The organism is Bradyrhizobium sp. USDA 4354, from assembly GCF_054060315.1.
The window spans coordinates 3,973,624-3,996,742 of sequence record NZ_JBSSDC010000001.1 but is presented as its reverse complement, the minus strand read 5'-3'; the positions used below and the strand labels follow the sequence as shown (position 1 = coordinate 3,996,742).

The following is a 23,119-nucleotide window of genomic DNA, read 5'->3' as shown; positions in this document are numbered from 1 at the left end:
CGTTGCGGCGCAGAGCCGGGACCCAGGGCGGCACGGCCCATGCGGAGACATGGGCCCCGTCATTGCGAGCGCAGCGAAGCAATCCAGAGTCTCTCCGCGGTGGGATTCTGGATTGCTTCGCTGCGCTCGCAATGACGGAGTATGAGGCAGCAGCGTCGCTCTTCTCTCTTGCGTTTCGAATCGCAGACACACCTTCGCAGCCTCGCGGCTCAATTCGCCCGAGCTTTGCTTCATCTCGCCGCCCCCTTGAGCCAAGAGGGCGCAGGGAAGGCCGGGTGCCGGCGGCACCCGCGGTCCGCTGCGCAAAAGGCACACGCAGAAAACCGCACAGCAGCATACAGGTGAAGCCCAACACACGGCCTTCCCTGCGCGATGGTCGGACGGCTTATGCCGCGCTCTCCCGGGAGCCGAGTTCCTTCTGGCCTCCCTCGCCTTCGCGAAATTCACCGGCGACCGCGCCGGTTGACGCAGCTGCCGCATCCGCAAGAGCTTGACCGTAGCAACGACGGCCAGGACCACACGGTTTTGCCGTACGCACGGTTCGTTGGCGCCACAGGGTTCGACAGCGTTGTGCACGTTGCCGCCGAAATGCTGGCACGACGAACCTGACAGCGCCGCTCGTCCGCACGAAGCCAAAGGGCTCACGAAGAGCAATCCGCCCTGCCCTTGACATCTCGTACACGACGCTGCTGCGTCCACCGCAAGCCCGGCTCGCGACAATGACGACCTCACGATCGCCCCTCAAGATGAGCCGGGATGGGCGACAGATACGACAATTCCGAATTTCGGTAAAGCGGAATATTTTCGGCGACGAAGATTGACAGAGGGCGACACAGGCAACGATGCCGTAGCCCGGATGGAGCGCCAGCATAATCCGGGACGGTGCGCGATGCCGGGCGAGCGGCCCCGGATTGCGGCATCGGGCGGCGCTTCGCGCCGACCCGTTCGCTCCATCCGGGCTACGGATACCGACACATAAATAAAAGGGCGGCACAAAGCACCGCCCTTTTTTCGCGCAACCCAATCCAGGCGATGTCGAAAACGGCCGCTCGATACGGCCGGTATTAATAGCCCGGATCGTAATAGAAGGGGCTGCCGCCATAATAGCCCGGACCGCCGTAGTAGCCCTGACCACCGTAATAGGGACGCCCGCCATAATAGTAGCGGTTCTCGTAGTAGTCGCGGCGCCGCTGCTCGGCGATTACTCCCCCGATGATGCCTGCCGCCGCGCCCATGAAGGCGAGGCCTGCGGCGTTCGACCCGCGTCGATAGTAGCGGCGACGGTGGGCGCTGAAATCGGTGACGTCGGAGGCGGCCTGGCCGGCGACGACCGCCTTGGCGGCCGGCGTCCCGGCCGAAGCCGCGGCGGACGGGGATGCGGAGGCCGCAATCAGGGCGAGGCTTGCGAACGCGGCCACGACCGTGTTGCGGCCGGCTGCGGAAATCATGGGTCCAATGCTCATTTTCGACCTTCCTCTCTTCTCGCTCAAAGAGAAATAAGCAAACCATCTATAATCCGCAAACCACTGAAACGGTTTCATGATCGCGGCGATCTGCCACGCTTTGAACGATTGTAAACCGAACGATCAGAGCCAGCTTGAACCATCCAACCTGAGCGGATAATGAACAGCCGCGCCGTCTTCGGCCGCCGTAAGCGTTTCACGTGAACCAACGCATCAACCGACGCCGTCGGGATCGATGCCATTTTTTGGGGTTCAACGTGATCGACGCGTCCTTTTCCTCGAAAGAAATCAGATGATTACGGTTCGCAAACTGCCGGCGCGCTATGCGCCGATCGTGATGTCGTTCGTGCTGTCCATCCTCATGACGGCGGTGGTGTCGGTCATCTCGACGCTGCGAAGCTTAGGGGCAACGCCGGCGTTCCTCGCGACCTGGCCGGGCGCATGGGCGCTGTCCTGGCTCGTGGCCTTTCCGACGCTGCTCGCGGTCCTGCCGCTGGTCCGGCGGATCGTGGCCTGCCTCGTTGCAGCCCCACCCGGCCGCTAGAAGGCACCTACGACAGCGCCCCAAGCACGCCCCTCGTCGCCTTGTCGATCTCCTCGACATAGCGGCGGCGGGCGAAGTTCTCGGTGAGGAAGCCGACCACCTTGCGGCTGTCGGTGGAATCGACCACCGCCAGCATCTCCGCTTCGGCCTCGTCGAACACCGCCATCGCCGATTTCACGTTCATTTCCGGGATCAGCACGATGTCGATCAGGCGGGCGAGCTCGATCACCTGGATGTCGTCGGCGATGGTGTCGAGGTCGCTGGAGAACAGGTCGGGCAGCAGGACAAGGCCGACATATTCATCCGCATTGTTGACGATGACGACGCCCGGCCGGGAGCCCAGCGCGAATTCGCGGCGCGCGGCGGCGATCGTCGTGGTCGACGGCACCTTGCCGACGTCGGAGCGCATCAGCCGCTCGACAGTGAGATTGCGCAGCCAGCCGACGTCGTTGGCGCTGCGGATCGTCTCGCCGCGCAGATGCAGGCGCCAGGTCGAGAAGGAGTGGCCAAACATGAAGCGCACGCAGATCGAGGTGACGATGCAGCCGGCCAGCACCACGGCGGTGACGTCGACATTGCGGGTCATCTCGAGCACCAGGAACGACATCGTCAGGGGGCCGCCGACGATGGCGACACCCAGCGTCGCCATGCCCGTCAGCATCGCGACCAGGGGATCGATCACGAAGTTCGGGCTGATCAAGAGCAGCAGCGCGGCAAAGAACTTTCCGATCAGGCTGCCGACGAACAGCGAGGCGAAGAACAGGCCGCCCCGGAAGCCCGAGGCGAGCGAGACCAGGCAGGCCGTCACCTTCAGGGCGATGATCAGCGCGATCAAGCCGATCGTCATGTCGTGAAAGAGATCGAGCACCATGGCGCCATGGCCGGCCGCCAGCACCTGCGGCGTGATGATGGCGAAGCCGCCAACGATGAGGCCGCCGAACACCGGGCGGAGCCAGACCGGCAACCAGGCGAACAGGCGCTCGAAGGTCGGCGAGGAGCGCATCACGGCGATGCCGACGCCGCTGGTGATGAGCGCGAGCCCGATCAGCGCCAAATATTGCTCGACGCCGACGGCGCTGACCTTGGGTATCTCCAGCGAATATGGCGCGCCGCCGAGCCATTGCGCAGTCAGGGCGCCCGCGAGCGAGGCCGCCAGGATCGGCGCTGCGCTGCCCACAGCATAGACGCCGACGATCAGCTCGCAGGCATAGAAGGCACCGGTGATCGGCGCACCGAACGCCGCGGCGATCGCGGCGGCCGCACCGCAGCCGACCATCAGGCGCAGATCGTTGCGGCGCAGATTGAAGAACTTGCCGAGCAGCGAGGCGATGCCCGAGCCGATCTGGGTATATCCGGCCTCGAGGCCGACGGAGGCGCCGCAGCCGTTGGAAATCAGGGTCTGGCTCGAGACCACGACGCTGTCCCGCATCGAGAGATTGCCGCCGCGCAGCGCATTCGCCTCGATCGGGTCGACCGCGTTCGAGATCTTCATGCGCCGCCGCGACCATTCCATGATGCCGAGCGAGAGCCCGCCGAGCGCAGGCGCGATCAGCGCCGCCCACGGACTGACGCTCTCGTGAGCCGACAGGTGGACATCAATGGGAATTCCGTAGATCACCACATGCGCGATCTGGGCGATCTGGGCCATCAGCGTCACGACCGCGCCTGCGAGCGTGCCGATCACGAGCGCGAGCGGGATCAAATAGAACTCGTTGCTGCGCAGGAGGGCGCGCATTCGAACCATGGTGCGGTTCGTCCCCTTGCGATCGACGAGATGTCTGATCCGCATGAACACCTTCTGCCCGCCCTACCCTTCCGACAGGCCGTAGCCGGCCATGCGCTGGCGGACCCGTTCGATCTCGTCGCTGGAAAGCAGCGGCGGCTGTCCGATCTGCAGGCAGCCGTGATATTGCCGCGCCAGCGTCTCGACCTCGACGGCCAGCCACATCGCCTTGTCCAGCGTCTTGCCGATCGCGATCATGCCATGGTGATCGAGCAGGCAGGCAAGCCGGCCCTCCAGCGCCCGCACCGCATGGTCGGACAGCTCCACCGTTCCGAACGTCGCATAGGGCGCGCAGCGGATGCTGTCGCCGCCCGCAGCCGCGATCATATAGTGCACCGGCGGAATCTCCATGCCCATGATCGCCAGGATGGTGCAATAGGTGGGATGGGCATGCACGACGGCATTGACGTCCGGCCGCGACTTCAGGATGTCGCGATGGAAGCGCCATTCACTCGACGGCTTCCGATCGGGCGCATGTGCGCCGTCCATGGCCATGAAGACGATCTGGTCCGCCGTCATGGTCTCGTAGGGCACGCTGGTCGGCGTGACCAAGAGCCCGTCCAGATGTCGGACGCTGATATTCCCTGATGTGCCCTGGTTGATGCCGAGCGCATTCATGCGACGGCAGGCGTCGATGATGGCTTGCCTCTTGTCGAGTTCGTCCGCAGTCATCGACATCTCGGTTTCTTCTCGGCTTCTTGGCGATGGACGTTTGTTAGAGGGGAGTTACGTCAAAGCAATGCGGCAGCGCAAGCGAAAGCGACCGGATCGCGCCCCGTCTCGGCGACGGATTCCCCGCTCCCGGAAACAGACCGCAAAATCAACAGATTGGCAGATTGTCGCACCCTACGACAGGCTCGCCCGGACGGCCGCAATCCCGTTGATGACGAACTGCACCGAATAGGCGGCGAGCAGCATGCCGAGCACGCGCGAGAGCACGGCATTTCCAGTGCGTCCAAGGGTACGCGCGATCAGGCGAGCTGAGACGAAGACAACATGCAAAGCAGGCAAACCGCGAGCACCACCGCGATGATGATCGCGAGCTTCGCGCCATAGCCGGCATCGCCCGACAGCAGCAGCGTGGTCGTCACGGAGGCGGACAGGGCGAAGTCGAGCATGTGTCGGCGCGGTCCTCGGACGCTGGAACGATGGCTGCCGGGCAGACTTAGCCCAGCAAGCCGCTTTGGAAATCACTGGAGACGACAATGAGCGACAGTGGAATCGGAATGCTGCTCGGCCAGCTCTCGGCCAACCTGCTCTGGCTCTGGTTCATCGGCGCGTTCGTGCTCGGCGGGGTCCTCGTTTACGGGGTGATGAAGGCCGGCCACCTGCGCCGCAGCGAGCGGGCACGCCTCGACCGCGCGACGGAAGAGCGACAGCGCCAGGAAGACCCCTACAAGCGCCCGACCTGAGCTAGCCGCGAACGCCGGTTGCAGTTTGGAACTTTCGTTCTCCAACGGCTTTGATCGGCCGAGGATTGAGGAAGGCGGGGCCTTCCCGTGTCGCCTCATGAGGAGGACGTATGGCTAAACGAGCGAAGAGACGCACAACCAAGAAGACGGCGGCGCGCCGGCCGCGTCAGGCGCCGAAGATGCTCAGCGACCTGTTCCTGGAGACGCTGAAGGACATCTATTTCGCCGAGAACAAGATCATCAAGACCTTGCCCAAAATGGCGAAGGCAGCGCAGTCGAAAGAGCTGGCAGCCGCCTTCAACAAGCATCTGCGCGAGACCCAGGGCCAGGTCAAGCGGCTGGACCAGATCTTCAAGATGCTGAGCAAGCCTGCACGCGGCAGGCCCTGCGAGGGCATCAACGGCATCGCCGATGAGGGCGCCGAGATCATGAAGGAGTTCAAAGGAGCGCCGGCGCTCGATGCCGGACTGCTCGCGGCCGCCCAGTCGGTCGAGCATTACGAGATCTCCCGCTACGGCACGCTGCGCACCTGGGCCGAGGAGCTCGGCATGCAGGACGCAGCAAGGCTGCTCCAGGAGACGCTGGACGAGGAAGAGGCGACCGATCACGCTCTGACCGAGCTCGCCACGTCCGTGATCAATCTCAAAGCGGAAGAAGAGTACCGCGCTGCGGCCTGACCCGCGCCGCTGGCAATGACGGAACGTCGCGGCCAATGCCGCGGCGTTCGCTTGTCTTGATCGCACGACGGCGCATGGCACATCGGCGCCAACGCACTGGATTTCCCGGGAACCCGCCCCATATGCAGGCTTTCCCACCCCCGAGCCCGCATCATGCAACCCAAAAATCCCCTCGACTGGATGCTGTCCGAAGCCCTGGACTCGCTGACCCGCGCCGATCGGCTGCGCCAGCAGTTCGGCCGCCAGGAAGCCTGCTGGGAGCCGCCGATCGACGTGCTCGAGACCGAGCGTGAGCTCCTGATCCTGGTCGCGCTTCCGGGCGTCAATCCGGACAATGTCGAGACGGTCATCCATGACGGCGTTCTCGTCATCTCCGGTCAGCGCACGCTCCCGCCGGAGCTTCGCAACGCCCGCATCCATCGGCTCGAGCTGCCGCAGGGCCGCTTCGAGCGGCGCATCTCGCTGCCCCTTGGCCGCTACGCCATCAGCCGCTTCGTGATGGACGGCTGCGTCGCGCTGCGCCTCGCCAAATCCTGAGGTCGATCATGGCCACCGAACAGATGAACAACGAACAGACCAATAACGACGTGAAGATCCCCGACGACGCGCTGATCATCGTCCCCGTGCGCGAGATGGTGCTGTTTCCCGGCGCCATCGCGCCGATCACGATCGGCCGGGCGAAGTCCATCGCGGCCGCGCAGCAAGCGCTGCGCGAACAGCGGCCGGTCGGCATCGTCCTGCAACGCAGCCCCGAGACCAATGACCCCGGGGCGGACGACGTCTATCGGGTCGCAACCATCGCCAACATCGTGCGCTACATCACCGCGCCCGACGGCACCCACCACATTGTCTGCCAGGGCGTGCAGCGCGCGCGCATCCTCGACTTCCTGCCGGGGACGCCGTTCCCGGCCGCGCGTTTCCAGCAGATCCCCGAGCCGACCACGACCTCGCCCGAGATCGAGGCGCGCGCGCTGAACCTGCAGCGCCAGGCCATCGAGGCGATCGAGCTGCTGCCGCAGGCGCCGCCCGAGCTGGTGACGATGTTCCAGGGCACCACCGCGCCCGGCGCGCTGGCGGACCTCGCGACCTCGTTCATGGACATCAAGCCGCAGGACAAGCAGGAGGTGCTGGAGACCATCGACCTCGCCCTTCGCGTCGAGAAGGTGTCAAAGCACCTGGCCGAGCGGCTGGAGGTGCTGCGCATCAGCAATGAAATCGGCCAGCAGACCCGCGCCAGCTTCGACGAGCGACAGCGCGAGGCGATCCTGCGCGAGCAGATGGCGACCATCCAGCGCCAGCTCGGCGAAGGCGACGGCAAGGCGGCCGAGGTCACCGAGCTGACGGCCGCGATCGCCAAGGCCAACATGCCGCCGGAGGCGGAGGCGCACGCCAAGAAGGAGCTGCGCCGTTACGAGCGCATGCCGGAGGCTGCCGGCGAAGCCGGCATGGTCCGCACCTATCTCGACTGGCTGATCGAGCTGCCCTGGGCGCTGCCCGAGGAGAAGCCGATCGACATCAAGGAGGCGCGAGCCATCCTGGATGCCGACCATTTTGGCCTGGAGAAGATCAAGAGCCGGATCATCGAATATCTGGCGGTGCGCAAGCTCGCCCCGCAAGGCAAGGCCCCGATCCTGTGCTTCGTCGGCCCGCCCGGCGTCGGCAAGACCTCGCTCGGCCAATCGATCGCGCGTGCGATGGATCGCCCGTTCGTGCGCGTCAGCCTGGGCGGCGTGCACGACGAGGCCGAGATCCGCGGCCACCGGCGCACCTATATCGGCGCGCTGCCCGGCAACATCATCCAGGGCATCAAGAAGGCAGGCGCGAGGAACTGCGTCATGATGCTGGACGAGATCGACAAGATGGGCCGCGGCGTGCAGGGCGATCCTTCCGCCGCCATGCTGGAGGTGCTCGACCCCGAGCAGAACGGGACGTTCCGGGACAATTACCTGGGCGTGCCCTTCGACCTGTCGCGCGTGGTGTTCATCGCGACCGCCAACATGCTGGACCAGATCCCGGGTCCGCTCTTGGACCGCATGGAGCTGATCAGCCTCGCCGGCTACACCGAGGACGAGAAGCTGGAGATCGCGCGGCGCTATCTGGTGCGGCGGCAGCTGGAGGCCAACGGCCTCTCGGCCGAGCAGGCCGAGATCGAGCCGGAGGCCTTGAAGCTGATCGTCAAGGGCTACACCCGCGAGGCCGGCGTGCGTAACCTCGAGCGCGAGATCGGCAAGGTGTTCCGGCATGCCGCGGTGCAGGTCGCCGAGGGCACGGCGACCAAGGTCGTGGTGAGCCCGAAGGACATCGCCACCGTGCTCGGCCAGCCGCGCTTCGAGGGCGAGATCGCGCAGCGTACCAGCATTCCCGGCGTGGCCACCGGCCTTGCCTGGACGCCGGTCGGCGGCGACATCCTGTTCATCGAGGCCTCGCGCGTGCCCGGCCGTGGCGGCATGATCCTGACCGGCCAGCTCGGCGAGGTCATGCGCGAGAGCGTGCAGGCTGCGCTGACGCTGGTGAAGAGCAAGGCCCCGCAGCTCGGCATCGATCCCCAGGTATTCGAGAAGAGCGACATCCACGTTCACGTCCCCGCGGGCGCAACCCCGAAGGACGGGCCGAGCGCGGGCGTTGCGATGTTCACGGCGTTGACCTCCCTGCTCACCAATCGCACGGTGCGCAGCGACACCGCGATGACCGGCGAGATCTCGCTGCGCGGCCTGGTGCTCCCCGTCGGCGGCATCAAGGAGAAGGTGGTGGCCGCGGCTGCTGCCGGATTGAAGCGGGTGATGCTGCCGGCGCGCAACAAGCGGGACTATGACGACATCCCGAAGAGCGCGCGGGACAACCTCGAATTCATCTGGCTGGAGCGCGTCGACGAGGCGATCGCCGCGGCGCTCGAGCCGGCCGAGGCCCAAGTCAATTCGAAGGTCGAAGCGGCGGAGTAAATGCGATGAAGAAACTGCTGGAATGAGCTGAGAGATCGCGGAAGGCGCAGCGGCTGCGCCAGTTGCTCGATCGCGCGATCGACCGGGTTCGCAATACGCTTGCTGCGCCTGGGCCGCGACTTCAGCCGGTCCCGGTCCGGGTGAAGCGCCGCAAGGGTTGAGCCCTCCGTCTCGAGCCCTCGCGGCAGCCCCAAACAAAAGGCCCCCTCCTGCGAGGGGGCCTTTGCGTTGTTAGGACACGGCGTCCTTGGCAGCCTTGACCGGGCGGGCGCGGACGATCTTCCGGGCCGGCTTGGCCTTGAACATCATCTCTTCACCCGTGAACGGGTTGGTGCCCTTGCGCGCCTTGGTCGCGGGCTTCTTGATGACCACGAACTTGGCGAAGCCCGGCACCAGGAACAGGCCGTTCTTCTTGAGCTCCTTGTGACCGACGTCGGTCAGCGTCTCCATGACGTTCTTGACGTCGCGCTTGGAAAGCTCTGTGGCGGTCGCAATCTTTTCGATCAACTGCGATTTGGACATTTGGGTTGCCATCGTGTCTCCTCTGATTCGTGACGGCTGCATATTAGACCAACCGGCGAAGGCCTATAGCCTTCTGCACAGTTTTGTCGCGATTTTACGGGCTTTTTGCCCCGCTGTGACAAAAAACCCTGCATTTTAGCCACTTCCAGTGCGGAAGGCGCCTTGAGCAGCGGATTTTGCCTTGTTTCAAAGGCCCGCACGACATCTTGCTAGAACTGATTCGCCGCTTTCGACAAGCGAAGACCGGCCTCTTTCTGAAAGGCCGGTCGTGTTTCACCCTGAAAAATAAGGGTCGGAGCGCATGTCGCCGGTCTTACGCCCCGTAAAAACAGGGAGAAAGCGAGGTGGCGATCGGCTAGACGCGCTCGATGATGATGGCGGGCGCCATGCCGCCGGCGGCGCACATGGTGACGAGACCGCGCTTGAGGTCGCGCCGTTCGAGCTCGTCGAGCACGGTGCCGATCAGGATCGAGCCGGTGGCGCCGATCGGATGGCCGAGCGCGATGGAGCCGCCATTGACGTTGACCTTGGCGCGATCGAGCTTGAGGTCGCGGATATATTTCTCCGCCACCACGGCAAAGGCCTCGTTGATCTCGAACAGGTCGATGTCGTCGATGGTGAGGCCCGCCTTCGCCAGCACCTTGCGCGTCGCCGGCACCGGCGCGTTCAGCATCAAGGTCGGCGAGTCCCCCATGTTGGCCATCGCGACCACGCGGGCGCGGGCTTTAAGGCCATGCGCCTTGGCGTAGGCGGACGAGGCCAGCAGGATCGCGGCGGCGCCGTCGACGACGCCGGAGGAGTTGCCGGCGTGATGCACGAAGTCGATCTTCAGATCGGGGTATTTCTGCAGGATCAGGCCGCGATAGGTCGTGCCCTTGTCGTCGAGCGCGTAATCGGCGATCGCCGGAAACGCCGGCTTCAGGCTGCTGAGGCCTTCCATCGTGGTCTGCGGCCGCGGATATTCATCGTGATCGAGCGCGAGGCTGCCGTCCTCGCGGTGGACGGGCACGAGGCTCTTCTTGAAGTGGCCGTTCGCGATCGCAAAGCCTGCGCGCTTCTGGCTCTCCAGCCCGAGCGCGTCGACGTCGCTTCGCGTAATGCCCTCCATGGTCGCGATCGCATCGGCGCAGACGCCCTGATGCGACTGCGGATGCTTTGCCCGCAGGCGCAGATTGCCGCCGTCCATCATCATCGGACCGCCGCCGCGGCGTCCCTCCATCGACATCATCTCGCAGCCGCCGGCGATGACGAGGTCTTCCGCACCGGCCATGATCGAGGATGCCGCCATGTTGACGCTGGTGATGCCGCTGCCGCAGAAGCGGTCGAGCGTCACCGCGCTGGCGCGCACGTCGTAGCCGGCATCGAGCGCCGACATGCGGCCGAGATCGCCGCTTTGCGTTGCGACCTGCGCGCTGCAGCCCCAGACGATGTCGTCGACGTCGGCAGTGTCGATGCCGGTGCGATCAGCGAGCGCGCGCAGCACGGTTGCCCCGAGCTGCTGCGGATGAATGCCCGAGAGGGCTCCCTTGCCGGCCTTGCCGATGCCCCGCGGGGTCCGGCAGGCATCGATGATCAGCGCGTCAGCCATTGGCGTCGTCCTCTTGTTTATGGGTGTTGAGACGGTTTTGAATAAGCGGAAGAGTGGAGTCAATGCGAGACGCCTCTTCGCCTCTCCCCGCCTGCGGGGAGAGGCCGGATTTTACGCACAGCGGAAAATCCGGGTGAGGGGAGCAATAATGGCGGCAGACGGACTCGCGGAGAGTCCCCCTCACCCGGAATTTGCTGTCGCAAATTCCGGCCTCTCCCCGCAGGCGGGGAGAGGCGAAGGCACCGAGACCGCCGCTACACCCCCGCCGCGTTGTTCGCGATCACGTTGCGGTAGAAGCTGGCGCTGAGCTTCGGCGTGCGGATCTGAGTCTCGAAATTGACGTGGTACAGCCCAAAACGCTTGTTGAGGCCATACACCCACTCGAAATTGTCCATAAGGCTCCAGAGAAAATAGCCGCGCACCGGCACGCCCTCGGTGGTGGCACGCTGGAGCTGAGCGAGATAGTTGCGCAAATACATGATGCGGTCGGTGTCGTAGATCTTGCCGTCGGGACTCACCACGTCGTCGCCGGATGCTCCGTTCTCGCTGATATAGATCGCATCCGTCTTCCAGATCTTTGCCGCCAGCTTTGGCACCCAGTAGATCGTCTCGGGCCCGACGCGCAGCCAGTCCGAATTCATGTGCGGGAACGATTTGGGGATCGGCAGCGGCATGAAGCCCGCGCCCTGGTCGGAGGCCACCACATAGTTTTGCGGCGCGTAGATGTTGAGGCCGAGGAAATCGACCGGCGAGGAGATGATCCTGAGCTCCGCGTCGGTGAATTTCGGCGCGTTGGGACCGGCGTATTTCAGGAAGGCGTCGGTGTAGCGGCCCGTCATGATGACGTTGAGATAGCCGGCGTTCATCTCGCGCAGCGCGATCTCGGCGGCGCGAACGTTTTCCGGCGTGTCGATCGCAGGCGCGCAGGCATCGATGTTCTCGGCCGGCCCCACCCTGGTGCCGCGGCGGCCATGTGCGCGCACCGCCTGCACCGCGAGCCCGTGCGCCAGCGCGCTGTTGTGCCTGATCTGGTTGACCTCGGCTTGCGGCAGCCTCAAGCCCGGCGCGTCGATGCCGATGCCGTAGCCGAAATAGACGAAACGGCCGCTCTCATTCAGCGTGAACACGTTCCTGACCCGGTCGGTCAGACGCTGGGCAACATAGGCCGCATAGTCGCCAAAGATCTTGCAGGTCTCGGTCGAACGCCAGCCGCCAAAACGATCCTCGAGCGATTGCGGCAGGTCCCAATGATAGAGCGTCAGCCACGGCTCGATGCCGTTCTTCAGGAGCTCGTCGACGAGACGATTGTAGAAGTCGAGCCCCTTCGGGTTGGGCTTGCCGTCGCCGTCCGGAAACAGCCGCGGCCAGGCCACCGAGAAGCGATAGGCCTTGCAGCCGAGCTCCTTGATGAGCGCGATGTCCTCCTTGTAGCGGTGATAATGCTCGTTGGCGCGGTCGCCCGTGGTGCCGTCCTCGATCTTGCCGGGGATGCGCACGAACTTGTCCCAGATCGAGCCCCCTCGCCCGTCCTCATTGACCGCGCCCTCCACCTGATAGGACGAGGTCGCCGTGCCCCAGACAAAGCCCGCCGGAAAGCCGTTTCCATTGCGCGGCGGTGCTGCCGGCCTGGCCTCGACGACCTCGAGGGGACTCGCAATCCCGGCTGCGGACAATCCCGCCAGCTTGGCAAACCGGCGGCGCGAGACCCTTTCCGTCATTGATGCTGCTCCACTTCTTTTCGTTTCGGGCCGGCACAATGAACAGTTCCGGGCGATTTGAGAAGCGGGTGCGGGAGGATCCAGATCCGCCACCGTAGGCGCGGCGGCACAAATGCCGTTCCCTGGCCGAGATGAGCGCCTATTGGGTTGAGGGTGGCGATTCTAGCGTCGGCCTGCTCCGATTGAACCGACCACAACCTGCATCAGCCACGCGATGCCCGCGTCTCTCATCGCCGCCTTGGTCGCGATGGCCCGGATCGTATCCGGTTTGCGCGCGAAAGGCAGCTCGACAAACACGAGGCCGAAACGGCCGGCGTGCTGCTCCACCAGTCGGCGCGGCAATGCGGCGATCAGATCAGACCCGGAAAGCTGGGCAAGCGCCATCATGAAATTCGGGACAGTCAGGGCGATGCGGCGTTCGAGGCCGCGCTTTGCCAACATCTCATCAACGAAACCGCGCGGTTCCCCACTGAGAGAGACCAGCAGGTGCTGTGAGCGCACGAACGCAGCATGGGTCGGCGCTTTTGCGAACGGATGTCCCTTGCGCATCGCCAGCACGAACTCCTCCTCGTAAAGCCTGCGCGCCTCGAAACGCGGTGATACCGCCAGCAGCGGCAGCATGGCGATATCGAGCTCGCGTCTTTCGAGCATGTCGAGGCTTTGCTGCCACGGCTCCCTGATCGCGCCGCCGCGCGGCGCAGGCATCAGGTGGATCAGCCCGATGTCAATGTGGGGTGCCGCAGTCGCGATCGATTGCAAGAGCGGACCGATTGCTGAGACCAGTACGGCATCGGGAGCGCCAATCGTGAACCGACGGCTGCTTTGCTCCGGGTCGAACGGGGCAGCCGAGCCAATCAGCTGTTCGACGCGCGCGATGATCTCGGCCACCGGCTCCCCAAGCTCCAAGGCCCGTGCCGTTGGAACGACGCCCTTCGGTGTCCGCAAAAACAGCGGATCGTTCAGCAGAAGACGGAGCCGGCCAAGCGCATGGCTGACAGCCGACGGCGTCAGGCTCAGCCGAGCGGCTGCACGCGCGACATGGCGCTCTTCCAGAACCACGCGGAAGAGCACGAGGAGATTCAGATCAATCCTGGATAGATCAATTTGGTTCAGCATGTTGCTGAAATCATATCGCTGGATTCATTGGGATCAAGGCTTCATGCATTGGGCTCGTCGTTCGATCAGGAGCTGAGAAATGACCCAGAAACCGTGCGGGCTGAACAGATGGCCATGCGGGCAGGAAAAGATGTCGCGGCGCTCGATGATGGCCGCTACCGCAGCAATTCCTCTGTCCGGTCAGCTTTCGGCCAATGCGGCCGCTGGGAGCGACGCCATAGCGGGCCTCGTCGAACGCGCCCGCGAGAAAAATGCCGCCTTCATGCGTGGCAATATGGATCGCTGGTCCCAGCTTGTCCGCATTGCGCCGGATTTCACGCTGATGCAGCCCTTCGGCGGGCCTACGAGTCGCGGATTCGACGCTAGCCCCCAGCGTCTGGCTGCCCTATCGCGATACTTCAGGGAAGGCGAAACCGAACTTGAGGTCTTGCAAACCTATGCATCGGACGCGCTCATCGCTCTCGTCATGGTCGAGCGCCAGCGCGCCGAGGTGGGCGGGTTGCCGGCCCAAGACTGGTCGCTGCGCGTGACCGAAGTCTACCGCAAGGACGGCACGGATTGGCAACTCGTGCACCGTCATGCGGATCCGCTGGTCCGAAGCATCACCTTGAAACAGGCAGCGATACTCGCCCGGGGCTGGCCGGAGGCAGAATGACGAAGCGCCGGTCGAAGGTGTTCGGGATGGAGATGGACGGACACCAGCCAAGACGACGAGCGATTTCGTCGCGATGACTCCATCCATCAGCGCGAGCGCTTCGGCAATTTCGGCAGCTTGCCGGGATTGAACACTGGCACCTGCTCGGCTCGTTCACGTGCCGGCGGCTGCTGCTCGGTCAGAATGAGCGTGCCATGGAGGATCATTCCCGGCACCTGTTGCGCCGTCGCGGTGTAAGTCGCGATCTTGCCGGGGCAGTGTCCTTCGATGTCCAGCGTGAGCTCATCTTCAACGCCGAACACCGTCGCGCGCCCATCGGTGTGACGCTTCGTCGATACGGTCGCGGTGAAGCGGTCGCCATCAATCTTGCAGGAGCCGTGATACGTCATCAGGCTGTCGCGGCCCCAAATCTGGCCGTCTGCGACATGGACGATCCCGGTACCCTGGTCGAGCGGCGTCTTGTACCACGCCGCGTAGGTGCCGTCCTTCAGCATGGGAGCAGCCTCCCCTGATATTCCCACGCCGACAATTGGCATCATTAGCGCCAAGAAACGGTTAATGACCCGGCCCGTGCCAAGCCGGTCTTTCCTTGCGCAGCTCGGCCTCAAGCTCCTCGATGATGCTGTGAAGCAGATGCGCGGCAAGCGGGTCGGTCACTTCGCGCTCCAAATGCCGGTAACGCGCGATCAGGAATTCCTGCTCTCTCAACTGGTGTTCTGTCATCAGACGGGCCCTCCAACACATCGACGCGGAGAGGACCGGGCGGTTTCGTTAAAGTTTTCAGATCATTTGCTATGGTTTCCGATGGGTTAAGAGGGCCACGCGGCATCAAGCTTCGCCCGCGGGGCCGGAGCGATCGGCCATCGTGCGTTTGCGAAACCGCGCGACTGCCTGGAGCAGGATCGGGCAATACAGAACCGTTTCAAGCAAGACCCGGAGCCTCCGCGCCGGATAGAACGGGCGCCGACCCGTACAAATACGGAACCCTGTTCTGAGGCAGCTAGCGATCCGAAGGAGCCACGCAATGACCGGGAGCACCGCACCCACGCGCAATCCCTCCTCCGACGGCCAGCCGCCCGTCCCTGGCGCGCAGCCCGCCGATAGTGCGATGTCCGAGCGGCGCGCCGCCGGCCTGGAGATGGCGCGGGTGCTCAGGACCGAACCGACCCGCATGGCCTTGGACGCCTCCGGCGCCGGGATCGCGCACTGGAACCACGATCCATTGCATGACGTCGTCGAGCCCATGAGCCACCACGTGATCATGGCGTATAACGGCGTGATACAGCGCATGGAGCGCCGGTCGGGAAAATCGGTTTCGATCGGCACATTTCGCCCCGGAGTCTTGATCATCATTCCGGAAGGATCGAGCTCCCGATGGGACATTCCGAAGCCCGTCGATGTCGTTCAACTCTACCTTCCGAATGCGACACTGAAGCGCATTGCCGGCGAAGCCGGGATCTCGGGAGCGACCGACCTGCTCGAGCGGACGGCGCACCCTGACCCCATTACGTCCAGACTGCTCTTGAGTGCAGCGGATGCGCTCGAAGGCAATGGAGTCCTGGATGCGCTGTTCCGGCATCAGGTGACGGATCTTCTTGCCACCCGCGTCCTGGCTGCGCACACAGGTGCGCCGGCCACGTTCCATCCGACCATGGGCGGGCTGTCACCGAAGGTTCTGCTCCGCGCGATCGAACGCTTGCGCTCGGACAGCGATACGGACGTCTCCCTCGATGCGCTGGCATCCGATGCCGGCTTCTCGCGCTTTCACTTCTGCCGCGCCTTCAAGGAGAGCACAGGACTCTCGCCGCATGCCTGGCTACGCCAACACAGGCTCGAGCAGGCCATGAACAAGCTGCGGGCGAGCGACGAACCGGTCGTCTCGATCGCTGCGGCGCTTGGGTATTCCTCGCAGACGGCGTTCGCCGCGGCCTTCAGGAAGCTGACCGGCGAAACGCCGAGCGAGTGGCGCAGGCGCCACTCGCGCTAGCGACAATCGCTTCGAGCAGCAGCTTCTTCCCGATAGCGGGGACACGTCCAAGCTGCAAGCCCGCCCGGTGCGAGCCCGGGTCCAGCCCGTGATCGGTGGCTTGTCGCCGGCGACGATGGGCTGCGCGATCGAGCGCCTCCGTTCGGATATCGACACGGACGTCTCGCTCGCCGCGCTGGTGTCGGACGCCGGCCTGTCGCGCTTCCATTTCTGCCACGCATTCAAGGAAAGCACCGGGCTTTCGCCGCATGCCTGGCTGCGCCAGCACCGCCTGGAGCAGGCCATGAGGATGCTGCACGACACCGACGAGTTGGTCGTCTCGGTCGCCGCCGCGCTCGGCTTTTGCTCCCAGACCGCTTTCGCCGCGGCATTCAGGAAGCTGACTGGCGAGACGCCGAGCGATTGGCGCAAGCGGATGCGTTAGCAGCAATCGCTCTATAGCGGCAGCAATCACTCTGGGGCAGCGGCACGCCCGATCGGTTAGATCATCACCATGTCCAATCCCACGACGGAGACAGATGATGATCGGGAAAGATTTCGTCCACCGGCTGGCAACCACCTCATCACGCAAGGGTCTCGCGACCGCGGTCGTGTACGGACTTACGCTGACCGTCCGCTTCACTTCAGCCGCAGGTGAAGAGGCGGACATTCCGCCGCAATCGGTACAACACGCTCACCCGGTGATTTCAGTCATGAGCGGCGACAGATCCCGCCTTCCCTACCAGGACTGGGGCCGCAAGCCCGCGCCCTCCATCGTCTTTCGTCAGAGCCCGCAGCCGCTCGGCTGCCCCCTGCATTAACCGCCTGCAAGCTCGCTTCAACCCTTCGCATCGTTGCTGACCGCAACAGGATCTGCCGCAAACCGGTAGCGGCGGCGGCAACGCGCCTGTGTCCAGGAAGATCAACCAGAGGAGAACGTCAATGCGACTAGTCATCATCGGCGCCGGCTTCGCCGGCATGTATGCCGCTCTTTCCGCTGCCCGGCTGCGCGAGATCCAGGGCGTCTCGCCCGACGAGCTCGAGATCGCGCTGGTCGCACCCGAGCCGACGCTGGTCGTCCGCCCGCGACTCTACGAACAAAATCCGGAGACCTTGACGGCACCGCTGCTCGATGTGCTCAAGGCGATCGACGTCGCCTATGTTCAGGGCAGCGTCGAGACGGTCGAAACCCAATCCCGCATGGTGAGGATCGCCACGGCGAAAGGGACCAAGAAGACGCTCTCTTACGATCGTGTCGTGGTTGCCACCGGGAGCCGGCTGTTCCGCCCGAACATTCCGGGTCTTGCCGAGCACGGCTTCAGCGTCGATTCGCTCGACGATGCGATTGCGCTCGACAAGCACCTGCACGGCCTCGCCAAGCGCCCGGCCGCGAACGGACGCGACACCGTCGTCGTCGCCGGCGGCGGCTTCACCGGCATCGAGGCGGCCACCGAAATGCCGGCGCGGCTCCGCGCAATCCTCGGCCCGGATGCCAAGACTCGCGTCATCATCGTCGAGCGCAACAGCGCGATCGCACCCGACATGGGCGCAGGTCCGCGGCCGGTCATCGAGAGCGCCCTCCGCAAGCTCGGCGTGGAGACCCGCCTCGGTGCCGGGGTCGCCTCGCTCGATGAGTCCGGCGTCACCTTGTCGAACGGTGAACACATCGAAACCGAGACCGTGATCTGGGCGGCGGGCATTCGTGCGGCCCCGCTGACGGCGCAAATTCCCGCCGAGCGCGACAATTTCGGCCGGTTGCTGGTCGACCCTTGTTTGCGGGTGCCTGGCGTCGAGGGCGTCTTCGCGACCGGCGATGCGGCCCGTGCCGCCTGCGACGACGAGGGCAATTATGCACTGATGTCGTGCCAGCACGCCACGCGGATGGGCGCCTTTGCAGGCAACAATGCCGCCGCCGAGCTGCTCGGCGTTCCGACCAGGCCGTACCACCAGAAGGCCTACGTCACCTGTCTCGATCTCGGCGAAGCCGGCGCATTGTTCACGCGCGGCTGGGATCGCAAGGTCGAGATGGTCGGCGACGTCGCCAAGAAGACGAAGCGAGAGATCAACACCATCTGGATCTATCCGCCGAAAGCCGAACGCGCCGCTGCGCTCGCATCAGCCGATCCGGAGCGCGTGACCAGCCTCTAACGCACGACGCGATGACGGCCGCGCTCCCTGGCTGCGCGGCCTGCTCCACCAAAACAAGCCAGCAGCCTCTACTATGAAACAGGAGACAAACATGAACGTACACAACACTCCGCATCTCGGCACATCGAAACCCGAAGAGCTCGTGCCCTCGCGCTACGCGCTGAAGGTCGGAGAGATCGACGTGCTGGTGGTCAGCGACGGCGTGCTGCCGCTGCCGACCACCATGTTGGGCCACAACGCCGCCCCGGCCGACCGGGCGAGCTGGCTGCGCGAGATGTTCCTGCCGCCGGATGCCTTCGATTGGGCGTTGAATGCGGTGATGGTCCGCAGCGGCGACAAGACCATTCTCATCGACGCTGGGCTAGGCTCCGATCCAGATCTGCACCTGCCGCGGGCCGGGCAGTTGATCAAGCGACTGGAGGCTGCCGGCATCGACCTTGCGTCCGTCACCGATCTCGTGCTGACCCACATGCACATGGACCACATCGGCGGACTGCTCGTCGACGGGGTGAAGGAGCGACTGCGTAAGGACCTGCGCATCCACGTCGCAGCCGCCGAGGTCAAATTCTGGGAGGCGCCCGACTTCACGCACACCAACATGCCGCAGGGCTTTCCCGATGCGCTGCGGGCGACCGCCAAGCAGTTCGTGAAAACGTATGGCAGTCAGCTCAGGCCCTTCGATGAGGGCCACGAGGTTGCGCCGGGCGTCGTCGCACGTCGCACCGGCGGTCACACTCCCGGACACAGCGTGGTTCGCATCGCATCCGGCGGCGAGGCGCTGACGTTTGCCGGCGACGCCGTGTTCGCCGTCGGGTTCGACCAGCCCGACTGGCACAACGGATTCGAGCACGATCCCGAAGAGGCGGCGCGCGTTCGCATCCGTCTTCTGCGGGAGCTTGCCGAGACCGGCGAGATGCTCGTGGCCACGCATTTGCCGTTCCCGTCGGTCGGACGGGTCGCGATCGATGGCGACGCCTTCCGCTGGGTGCCGGTGTTCTGGGACTACTGACGGTTTGCTCGGTCAGATCAAAATCGGAGCGCGCGCTCATGGCAGTAATGAGCGCGCCTCCACCAAATCTCTCGCAGCCGAGAAACCGGCGAAGTCGAAGTGAGAGTGCGGCCTTGAGCACTCGAACTTCACGACAAAACAGGACGAACGAAAATGCAGAACGGGAAAGTCGTGATCATAACGGGTGGCAGTTCCGGCATTGGCCGGGCGGCTGCACTCCGTTTCGCCAGCAGGGGCGACAAGGTGCTCATCACCGGCCGTCGCGCCGGTCCCGTCGAGCAAACGATCGCCATGCACAAGAACATCGTGGGCCTGGTTGCGGACAGCAGCTCTGCCGAGGATGCCAGACGGACGATCGCGGAGGCGGTCGATCGCTGGGGGCGAGTGGATGCGCTCGTCAACAACGCTGGCGCAGGCGCCATCCTTCCATTGTCGGATGTGTCGCCCAACAGGATTGTGGACATCTTTTCCGTCAATGTTCTCGGTCCGAGCCTGCTGGCCTCCATCGCGCTTCCTCACTTGAAAGCGACGCAGGGCGTCATTATCAACATCTCCTCGACCTATGGTCACCGACCGGCGGCCGGACTATCCCATTACGCTGCCAGCAAGGCAGCCCTTGAACACCTGACCCGGTGCTGGGCGCTCGAGCTCGCACCGCTGGGAATAAGAGTGAATGCCGTCGCCGCCGGGCCCACGGAATCCGGCGCCTTGACCGGGATGATGGGGCTGTCCGCAGAGCAGGCTGAAGCCGTCAAGCAGGAAGAACGCGGAAAAATCCCGCTCGCCCGACGCGGCGATCCTGACGAAATCGCGGATTGGATTGTGCAGTTTGCGAGCCCCGCCTCACGATGGATAACGGGACAGGTTCTCGCAGTCGATGGCGGCCTCGGACTGATCTAAAGCGCGATGGGATCCAGGTGAATCATCACGCCGCTTCAGCTCCTCGTTTGAGCATGATCTTTTCCGGATCATGCTCAGCGTCTGCGCGATCTGTTGCCGCCTTCCGAGCCGGCTAGAACGTCACCCGCATCCCCGCATAGAACGCGCGCGGCCTTGCCGGGCTCAGCGAGCGCGGGTCGATGAAGTCGTTGCCGCCGTTGGTGAAGTTGGGCAACGCGTCTGTATCGAAGAACTGTCCGTAGGTCGCATAGCGCTTGTCGAAGACGTTGTCGACGCGGCCGTAGAGCTGGATGTTCTTCGTCACCTGGTAGGAGGTGTGGAGATTGAACACGGTATAAGACGGCAGCTTCGCGAACTGGTTCGACTCGTCGCCGACGAGATATTGGCTGGAGACGAACAGCGCGTTGCCGCCGACCTTCCAGACGTCGGTCACGGCGTAGTCGACGCCGACCTTGACGCGGTGGCGCGGGATCGCGGGAATCTGATTGCCGGGCCTGACCTGGATGGTGTCGGTGGCCGGATCGGCAAACGGGCTCTCGGAGCCGAGCTCGAGCGGATCGAGGAAGCGCGCGTCGACGAAGGCGTAGCTCGCCTGGAACTGGAGCGTGGGCGACTTGATGTTGACCTCGGCCTCGAGGCCCTGCCGGCGTGTCCGGCCGACATTGGAGAAATAGCCAAAGCCTGTTCGCCCGACGACGGGCACCGCTACGATGTCGTCATAGTTGGTGGCGCGGAAGCCGCCGACCTTCCATCCGAGCGTGCCGATGTTCAGCTCCTTGGTGCCGCGGAAGCCGGCTTCCACGGTCTTGGAGACGACCTGCTTCAGCGGCGGATCCGCGACCAGAAAGGCCGCGATGAGGCAGGGCCTGGCGGGATCGGCGCAGCCGAGCTCGAGCGGCGTCGGCACGCGGTTGGCCTCGGAATAGCCGGCATAGGCGGTCAACTCCGGCGTGATCTTGTAGGTACCGCCGATGATCGGATTGAAGCGAGTGAAGGTGTGATCGCCGTTGAGCGCGGTCCCGAGCTGATCTTCCAGCGAGATCCGCGCCACGTTGAAACGGCCGCCGCCGGTGATGGCGAAGGCATTCGTGACGTTGAACGTGTCCATCGCATACAGGCCGTTATATTGGTTGACGGTCCGCAGCGAGACGGGGCCGGCAACGGGGTCTGCCGTGGGGGTCGCGCCCAGGAAAACGCCGCTGCCGCTGACGACGTAGTTCTCTCCCATCGAGCCGATCTCGGCGGTCGCGTTGTAACGCGTGACACTGGCGTCGTAGGTTGCGCCCATCACGAAGCGATTGTCGTGGCCGAACAGTTGATCGGTGTTGGTGGCCTGCCCCGACACGCCCAACGTGGTCGAACGTATCGAGCCCCGATCTATCTCGCCCAGGATCGTTCCCGGAGCAAAGGGGTTGGCAAGCTGCACCCCATTGCCGCCATTGGCGGCCGTGGTGTCATCGCCGAAGCAGAGCAGCGCCGGATCGACGCACTCCTGCACGTCGGTCGGATTGCCGTCGACCACCTTCTGCTCGAACCTGCGCACATGAGCGGTGCCTTCGAGCGTCCAGGTCGGCGTCGCATCGACCTTGCCGGTCAGGTTGAGATAGCCGACGCGATTGGAGGTGGTCTGCGGCGTGGTGTAGGTCGCGCCCCAATATTTGTCGAGCAGCTCGGCCGGTACGGTGGCGCTGGCGCCGAAATCGTTCTTGGCGACGCCTATATTGGCGTGGAATTCGCTGTCGCCGGCCTTGTAGCCGACGTCGCCATAGAAGCGCCGCACCGTCGATTGCGAAAAATTGCGGAAGCCGTTGTCGCGCAGTCCTTCGAGCGCGGCATAGACGGCGTAGTTCTTGTCGACCTGCTTGCCCCATTGCGCCGAGCCCTGGATGCGGCCGAACGAGCCGCCCATCACATCCAGCTCCGCGCCCTGATAGGTGAAGCCGTCCTTCATTTGCAGGTTGATCGCGCCGCCCAGCGCGTTGAGTCCGAAGGCGGGATTGTTGGTTACCAGCGTCACCGACCTGATCGCGGCAGTGGGGATCAGGTCCCAATTGACGGCGTCCGAGAATGCCTCGTTGATGCGGACGCCGTTCTGATACGCTGCAAGCCCCTGCGGCGTGCCGGTCACGGGAGAGGCGACAAAGCCGCGGAACTCGACATCAGGAGTGAATGGATTGCCGGTGACCTCGCTGATATTGACGCCGGCGATGTTGTCGCGCAGTGCGTCGGTGACGTTCAGCGAGCCCGTGCGCTTGATCTGGCTGGCATCGACAGCATTGATCGCGGATGGGACCTTGTCGACATCGAGACCCCTGCCCGTGCCCGGTGCGGTCGGGTAGACGTAGATGCGCGTCCTCGGGCTGGCGGACGACGGCGCCCCCACGCGCGCGACCGGTCGCGGCGCCGTGATACGCCGCGTTGTTGACGGCGGCGGCGCAGTGACCTCGACCGGCGGCAGGTTCTGGACGTTGGTCTCTTCGTCCTGCACGGCCTCGACGGGGCTCGCGAAAACCAGCCCGGACACCAGGCCGGTCGAAACCGAGGCCATCAACAAACGACGCTTGAACCGAAGACGCTCGCCCATCCCTGCTTCCCCATCCGTCACCACCGGCCGTTTTGATTTTCGCCGTTTGGTCGAGAGAAGTGTAGTCAGGGACTGTTCGCGCGCCAGCCACAAAA

The 23,119-nt window shown here is 64.5% G+C and carries 21 protein-coding genes and 2 pseudogenes; 12 read left to right on the top strand and 11 right to left on the bottom strand.

The genetic code is table 11. The annotated features are described in order from the left end of the window. Positions 1 to 1,064 precede the first annotated feature (1,064 nt). The gene (locus ACVIIV_RS18220; protein ID WP_456745383.1) at positions 1,065 to 1,463 is read right to left on the bottom strand and encodes a hypothetical protein; all 399 of its coding nucleotides are present in this window, start codon (positions 1,461 to 1,463) and stop codon (positions 1,065 to 1,067) included. 292 nt (positions 1,464 to 1,755) lie between these two features. On the opposite strand from ACVIIV_RS18220, the gene ACVIIV_RS18215 reads away from it, so the two are divergent. Then, the gene (locus tag ACVIIV_RS18215; RefSeq protein ID WP_456745382.1) at positions 1,756 to 2,007 is read left to right on the top strand and encodes a DUF2798 domain-containing protein; all 252 of its coding nucleotides are present in this window, start codon (positions 1,756 to 1,758) and stop codon (positions 2,005 to 2,007) included. Between the two features lie 7 nt (positions 2,008 to 2,014). On the opposite strand, the gene ACVIIV_RS18210 is transcribed toward ACVIIV_RS18215, so the two are convergent. The 3 genes and pseudogenes from ACVIIV_RS18210 to ACVIIV_RS18200 form a co-directional block, all read right to left on the bottom strand. Continuing rightward, a complete protein-coding gene (locus tag ACVIIV_RS18210) occupies positions 2,015 to 3,802 on the bottom strand; it encodes a chloride channel protein (RefSeq protein ID WP_456745381.1) in 1,788 nt (595 codons plus the stop codon). 12 nt (positions 3,803 to 3,814) lie between these two features. Further along, positions 3,815 to 4,468, bottom strand: coding sequence for an L-fuculose-phosphate aldolase (locus tag ACVIIV_RS18205; RefSeq protein WP_456745380.1), 654 nt, complete (start codon positions 4,466 to 4,468; stop codon positions 3,815 to 3,817). Between the two features lie 168 nt (positions 4,469 to 4,636). After that, a pseudogene (locus tag ACVIIV_RS18200) lies at positions 4,637 to 4,884 on the bottom strand (MarC family protein); the annotation flags it as partial. Positions 4,885 to 4,995: 111 nt separating this feature from the next. Here ACVIIV_RS18200 and ACVIIV_RS18195 point away from each other — a divergent pair. From ACVIIV_RS18195 to lon, 4 genes are all read left to right on the top strand, one after another. Further along, a complete protein-coding gene (locus ACVIIV_RS18195; RefSeq protein ID WP_456745379.1) occupies positions 4,996 to 5,202 on the top strand; it encodes a hypothetical protein in 207 nt (68 codons plus the stop codon). 110 nt (positions 5,203 to 5,312) lie between these two features. Beyond that, positions 5,313 to 5,879, top strand: coding sequence for a YciE/YciF ferroxidase family protein (locus tag ACVIIV_RS18190; protein WP_456745378.1), 567 nt, complete (start codon positions 5,313 to 5,315; stop codon positions 5,877 to 5,879). A 153-nt stretch (positions 5,880 to 6,032) separates the two neighbouring features. Next, entirely contained in the window at positions 6,033 to 6,416 is a 384-nt protein-coding gene (locus ACVIIV_RS18185) for an Hsp20/alpha crystallin family protein (RefSeq protein ID WP_456745377.1), read from the top strand. A gap of 8 nt (positions 6,417 to 6,424) precedes the next feature. Further along, on the top strand, positions 6,425 to 8,818 hold the full coding sequence (gene lon, locus ACVIIV_RS18180) for an endopeptidase La (protein ID WP_456745376.1): 2,394 nt from the start codon (positions 6,425 to 6,427) through the stop codon (positions 8,816 to 8,818). A 231-nt stretch (positions 8,819 to 9,049) separates the two neighbouring features. On the opposite strand, the gene ACVIIV_RS18175 is transcribed toward lon, so the two are convergent. From ACVIIV_RS18175 to ACVIIV_RS18160, 4 genes are all read right to left on the bottom strand, one after another. Beyond that, positions 9,050 to 9,352 (bottom strand): HU family DNA-binding protein, encoded by a 303-nt coding sequence (locus ACVIIV_RS18175; protein ID WP_035705209.1) that lies wholly within the window; start codon positions 9,350 to 9,352, stop codon positions 9,050 to 9,052. 343 nt (positions 9,353 to 9,695) lie between these two features. Beyond that, positions 9,696 to 10,928 (bottom strand): acetyl-CoA C-acetyltransferase, encoded by a 1,233-nt coding sequence (locus ACVIIV_RS18170; protein ID WP_456745375.1) that lies wholly within the window; start codon positions 10,926 to 10,928, stop codon positions 9,696 to 9,698. A 254-nt stretch (positions 10,929 to 11,182) separates the two neighbouring features. After that, a complete protein-coding gene (locus ACVIIV_RS18165; protein ID WP_456745374.1) occupies positions 11,183 to 12,646 on the bottom strand; it encodes a GH1 family beta-glucosidase in 1,464 nt (487 codons plus the stop codon). Between the two features lie 162 nt (positions 12,647 to 12,808). Then, complete coding sequence (locus ACVIIV_RS18160) at positions 12,809 to 13,762, bottom strand: LysR family transcriptional regulator (RefSeq protein ID WP_456745373.1); 954 nt, start codon at positions 13,760 to 13,762, stop codon at positions 12,809 to 12,811. Between the two features lie 79 nt (positions 13,763 to 13,841). Here ACVIIV_RS18160 and ACVIIV_RS18155 point away from each other — a divergent pair, with 79 nt between their 5' ends. After that, positions 13,842 to 14,417: a YybH family protein gene (locus tag ACVIIV_RS18155; protein WP_456745372.1), complete on the top strand. Its 576-nt coding sequence runs from the start codon at positions 13,842 to 13,844 to the stop codon at positions 14,415 to 14,417. An 86-nt stretch (positions 14,418 to 14,503) separates the two neighbouring features. Here ACVIIV_RS18155 and ACVIIV_RS18150 read toward each other — a convergent pair whose 3' ends face one another. Both ACVIIV_RS18150 and ACVIIV_RS18145 read right to left on the bottom strand, forming a co-directional pair. Beyond that, positions 14,504 to 14,911: a hypothetical protein gene (locus ACVIIV_RS18150; protein ID WP_456745371.1), complete on the bottom strand. Its 408-nt coding sequence runs from the start codon at positions 14,909 to 14,911 to the stop codon at positions 14,504 to 14,506. Between the two features lie 61 nt (positions 14,912 to 14,972). Then, the gene (locus tag ACVIIV_RS18145; RefSeq protein ID WP_456745370.1) at positions 14,973 to 15,140 is read right to left on the bottom strand and encodes a hypothetical protein; all 168 of its coding nucleotides are present in this window, start codon (positions 15,138 to 15,140) and stop codon (positions 14,973 to 14,975) included. 301 nt (positions 15,141 to 15,441) lie between these two features. On the opposite strand from ACVIIV_RS18145, the gene ACVIIV_RS18140 reads away from it, so the two are divergent. The 6 genes and pseudogenes from ACVIIV_RS18140 to ACVIIV_RS18115 all read left to right on the top strand — a co-directional run bounded on the left by ACVIIV_RS18140 (position 15,442) and on the right by ACVIIV_RS18115 (position 20,440). Next, the gene (locus ACVIIV_RS18140; RefSeq protein ID WP_456745369.1) at positions 15,442 to 16,404 is read left to right on the top strand and encodes a helix-turn-helix domain-containing protein; all 963 of its coding nucleotides are present in this window, start codon (positions 15,442 to 15,444) and stop codon (positions 16,402 to 16,404) included. After that, positions 16,397 to 16,828 (top strand): annotated as a pseudogene (locus ACVIIV_RS18135) (helix-turn-helix domain-containing protein); the annotation flags it as partial. The gene ACVIIV_RS18140 and the pseudogene ACVIIV_RS18135, both read left to right, overlap by 8 nt. A 97-nt stretch (positions 16,829 to 16,925) precedes the next feature. Beyond that, positions 16,926 to 17,204: a hypothetical protein gene (locus ACVIIV_RS18130; protein ID WP_456745368.1), complete on the top strand. Its 279-nt coding sequence runs from the start codon at positions 16,926 to 16,928 to the stop codon at positions 17,202 to 17,204. A 121-nt stretch (positions 17,205 to 17,325) separates the two neighbouring features. Continuing rightward, positions 17,326 to 18,531 carry an NAD(P)/FAD-dependent oxidoreductase gene (locus tag ACVIIV_RS18125; protein WP_456745367.1) on the top strand — a complete coding sequence of 402 codons (1,206 nt, stop codon included), beginning with the start codon at positions 17,326 to 17,328 and terminating at the stop codon, positions 18,529 to 18,531. A 91-nt stretch (positions 18,532 to 18,622) separates the two neighbouring features. Next, on the top strand, positions 18,623 to 19,540 hold the full coding sequence (locus ACVIIV_RS18120; RefSeq protein ID WP_456745366.1) for an MBL fold metallo-hydrolase: 918 nt from the start codon (positions 18,623 to 18,625) through the stop codon (positions 19,538 to 19,540). A 153-nt stretch (positions 19,541 to 19,693) separates the two neighbouring features. Then, complete coding sequence (locus ACVIIV_RS18115) at positions 19,694 to 20,440, top strand: SDR family NAD(P)-dependent oxidoreductase (RefSeq protein ID WP_456745365.1); 747 nt, start codon at positions 19,694 to 19,696, stop codon at positions 20,438 to 20,440. 112 nt (positions 20,441 to 20,552) lie between these two features. On the opposite strand, the gene ACVIIV_RS18110 is transcribed toward ACVIIV_RS18115, so the two are convergent. Further along, on the bottom strand, positions 20,553 to 23,024 hold the full coding sequence (locus tag ACVIIV_RS18110; RefSeq protein ID WP_456745364.1) for a TonB-dependent receptor: 2,472 nt from the start codon (positions 23,022 to 23,024) through the stop codon (positions 20,553 to 20,555). Positions 23,025 to 23,119 lie beyond the last annotated feature (95 nt).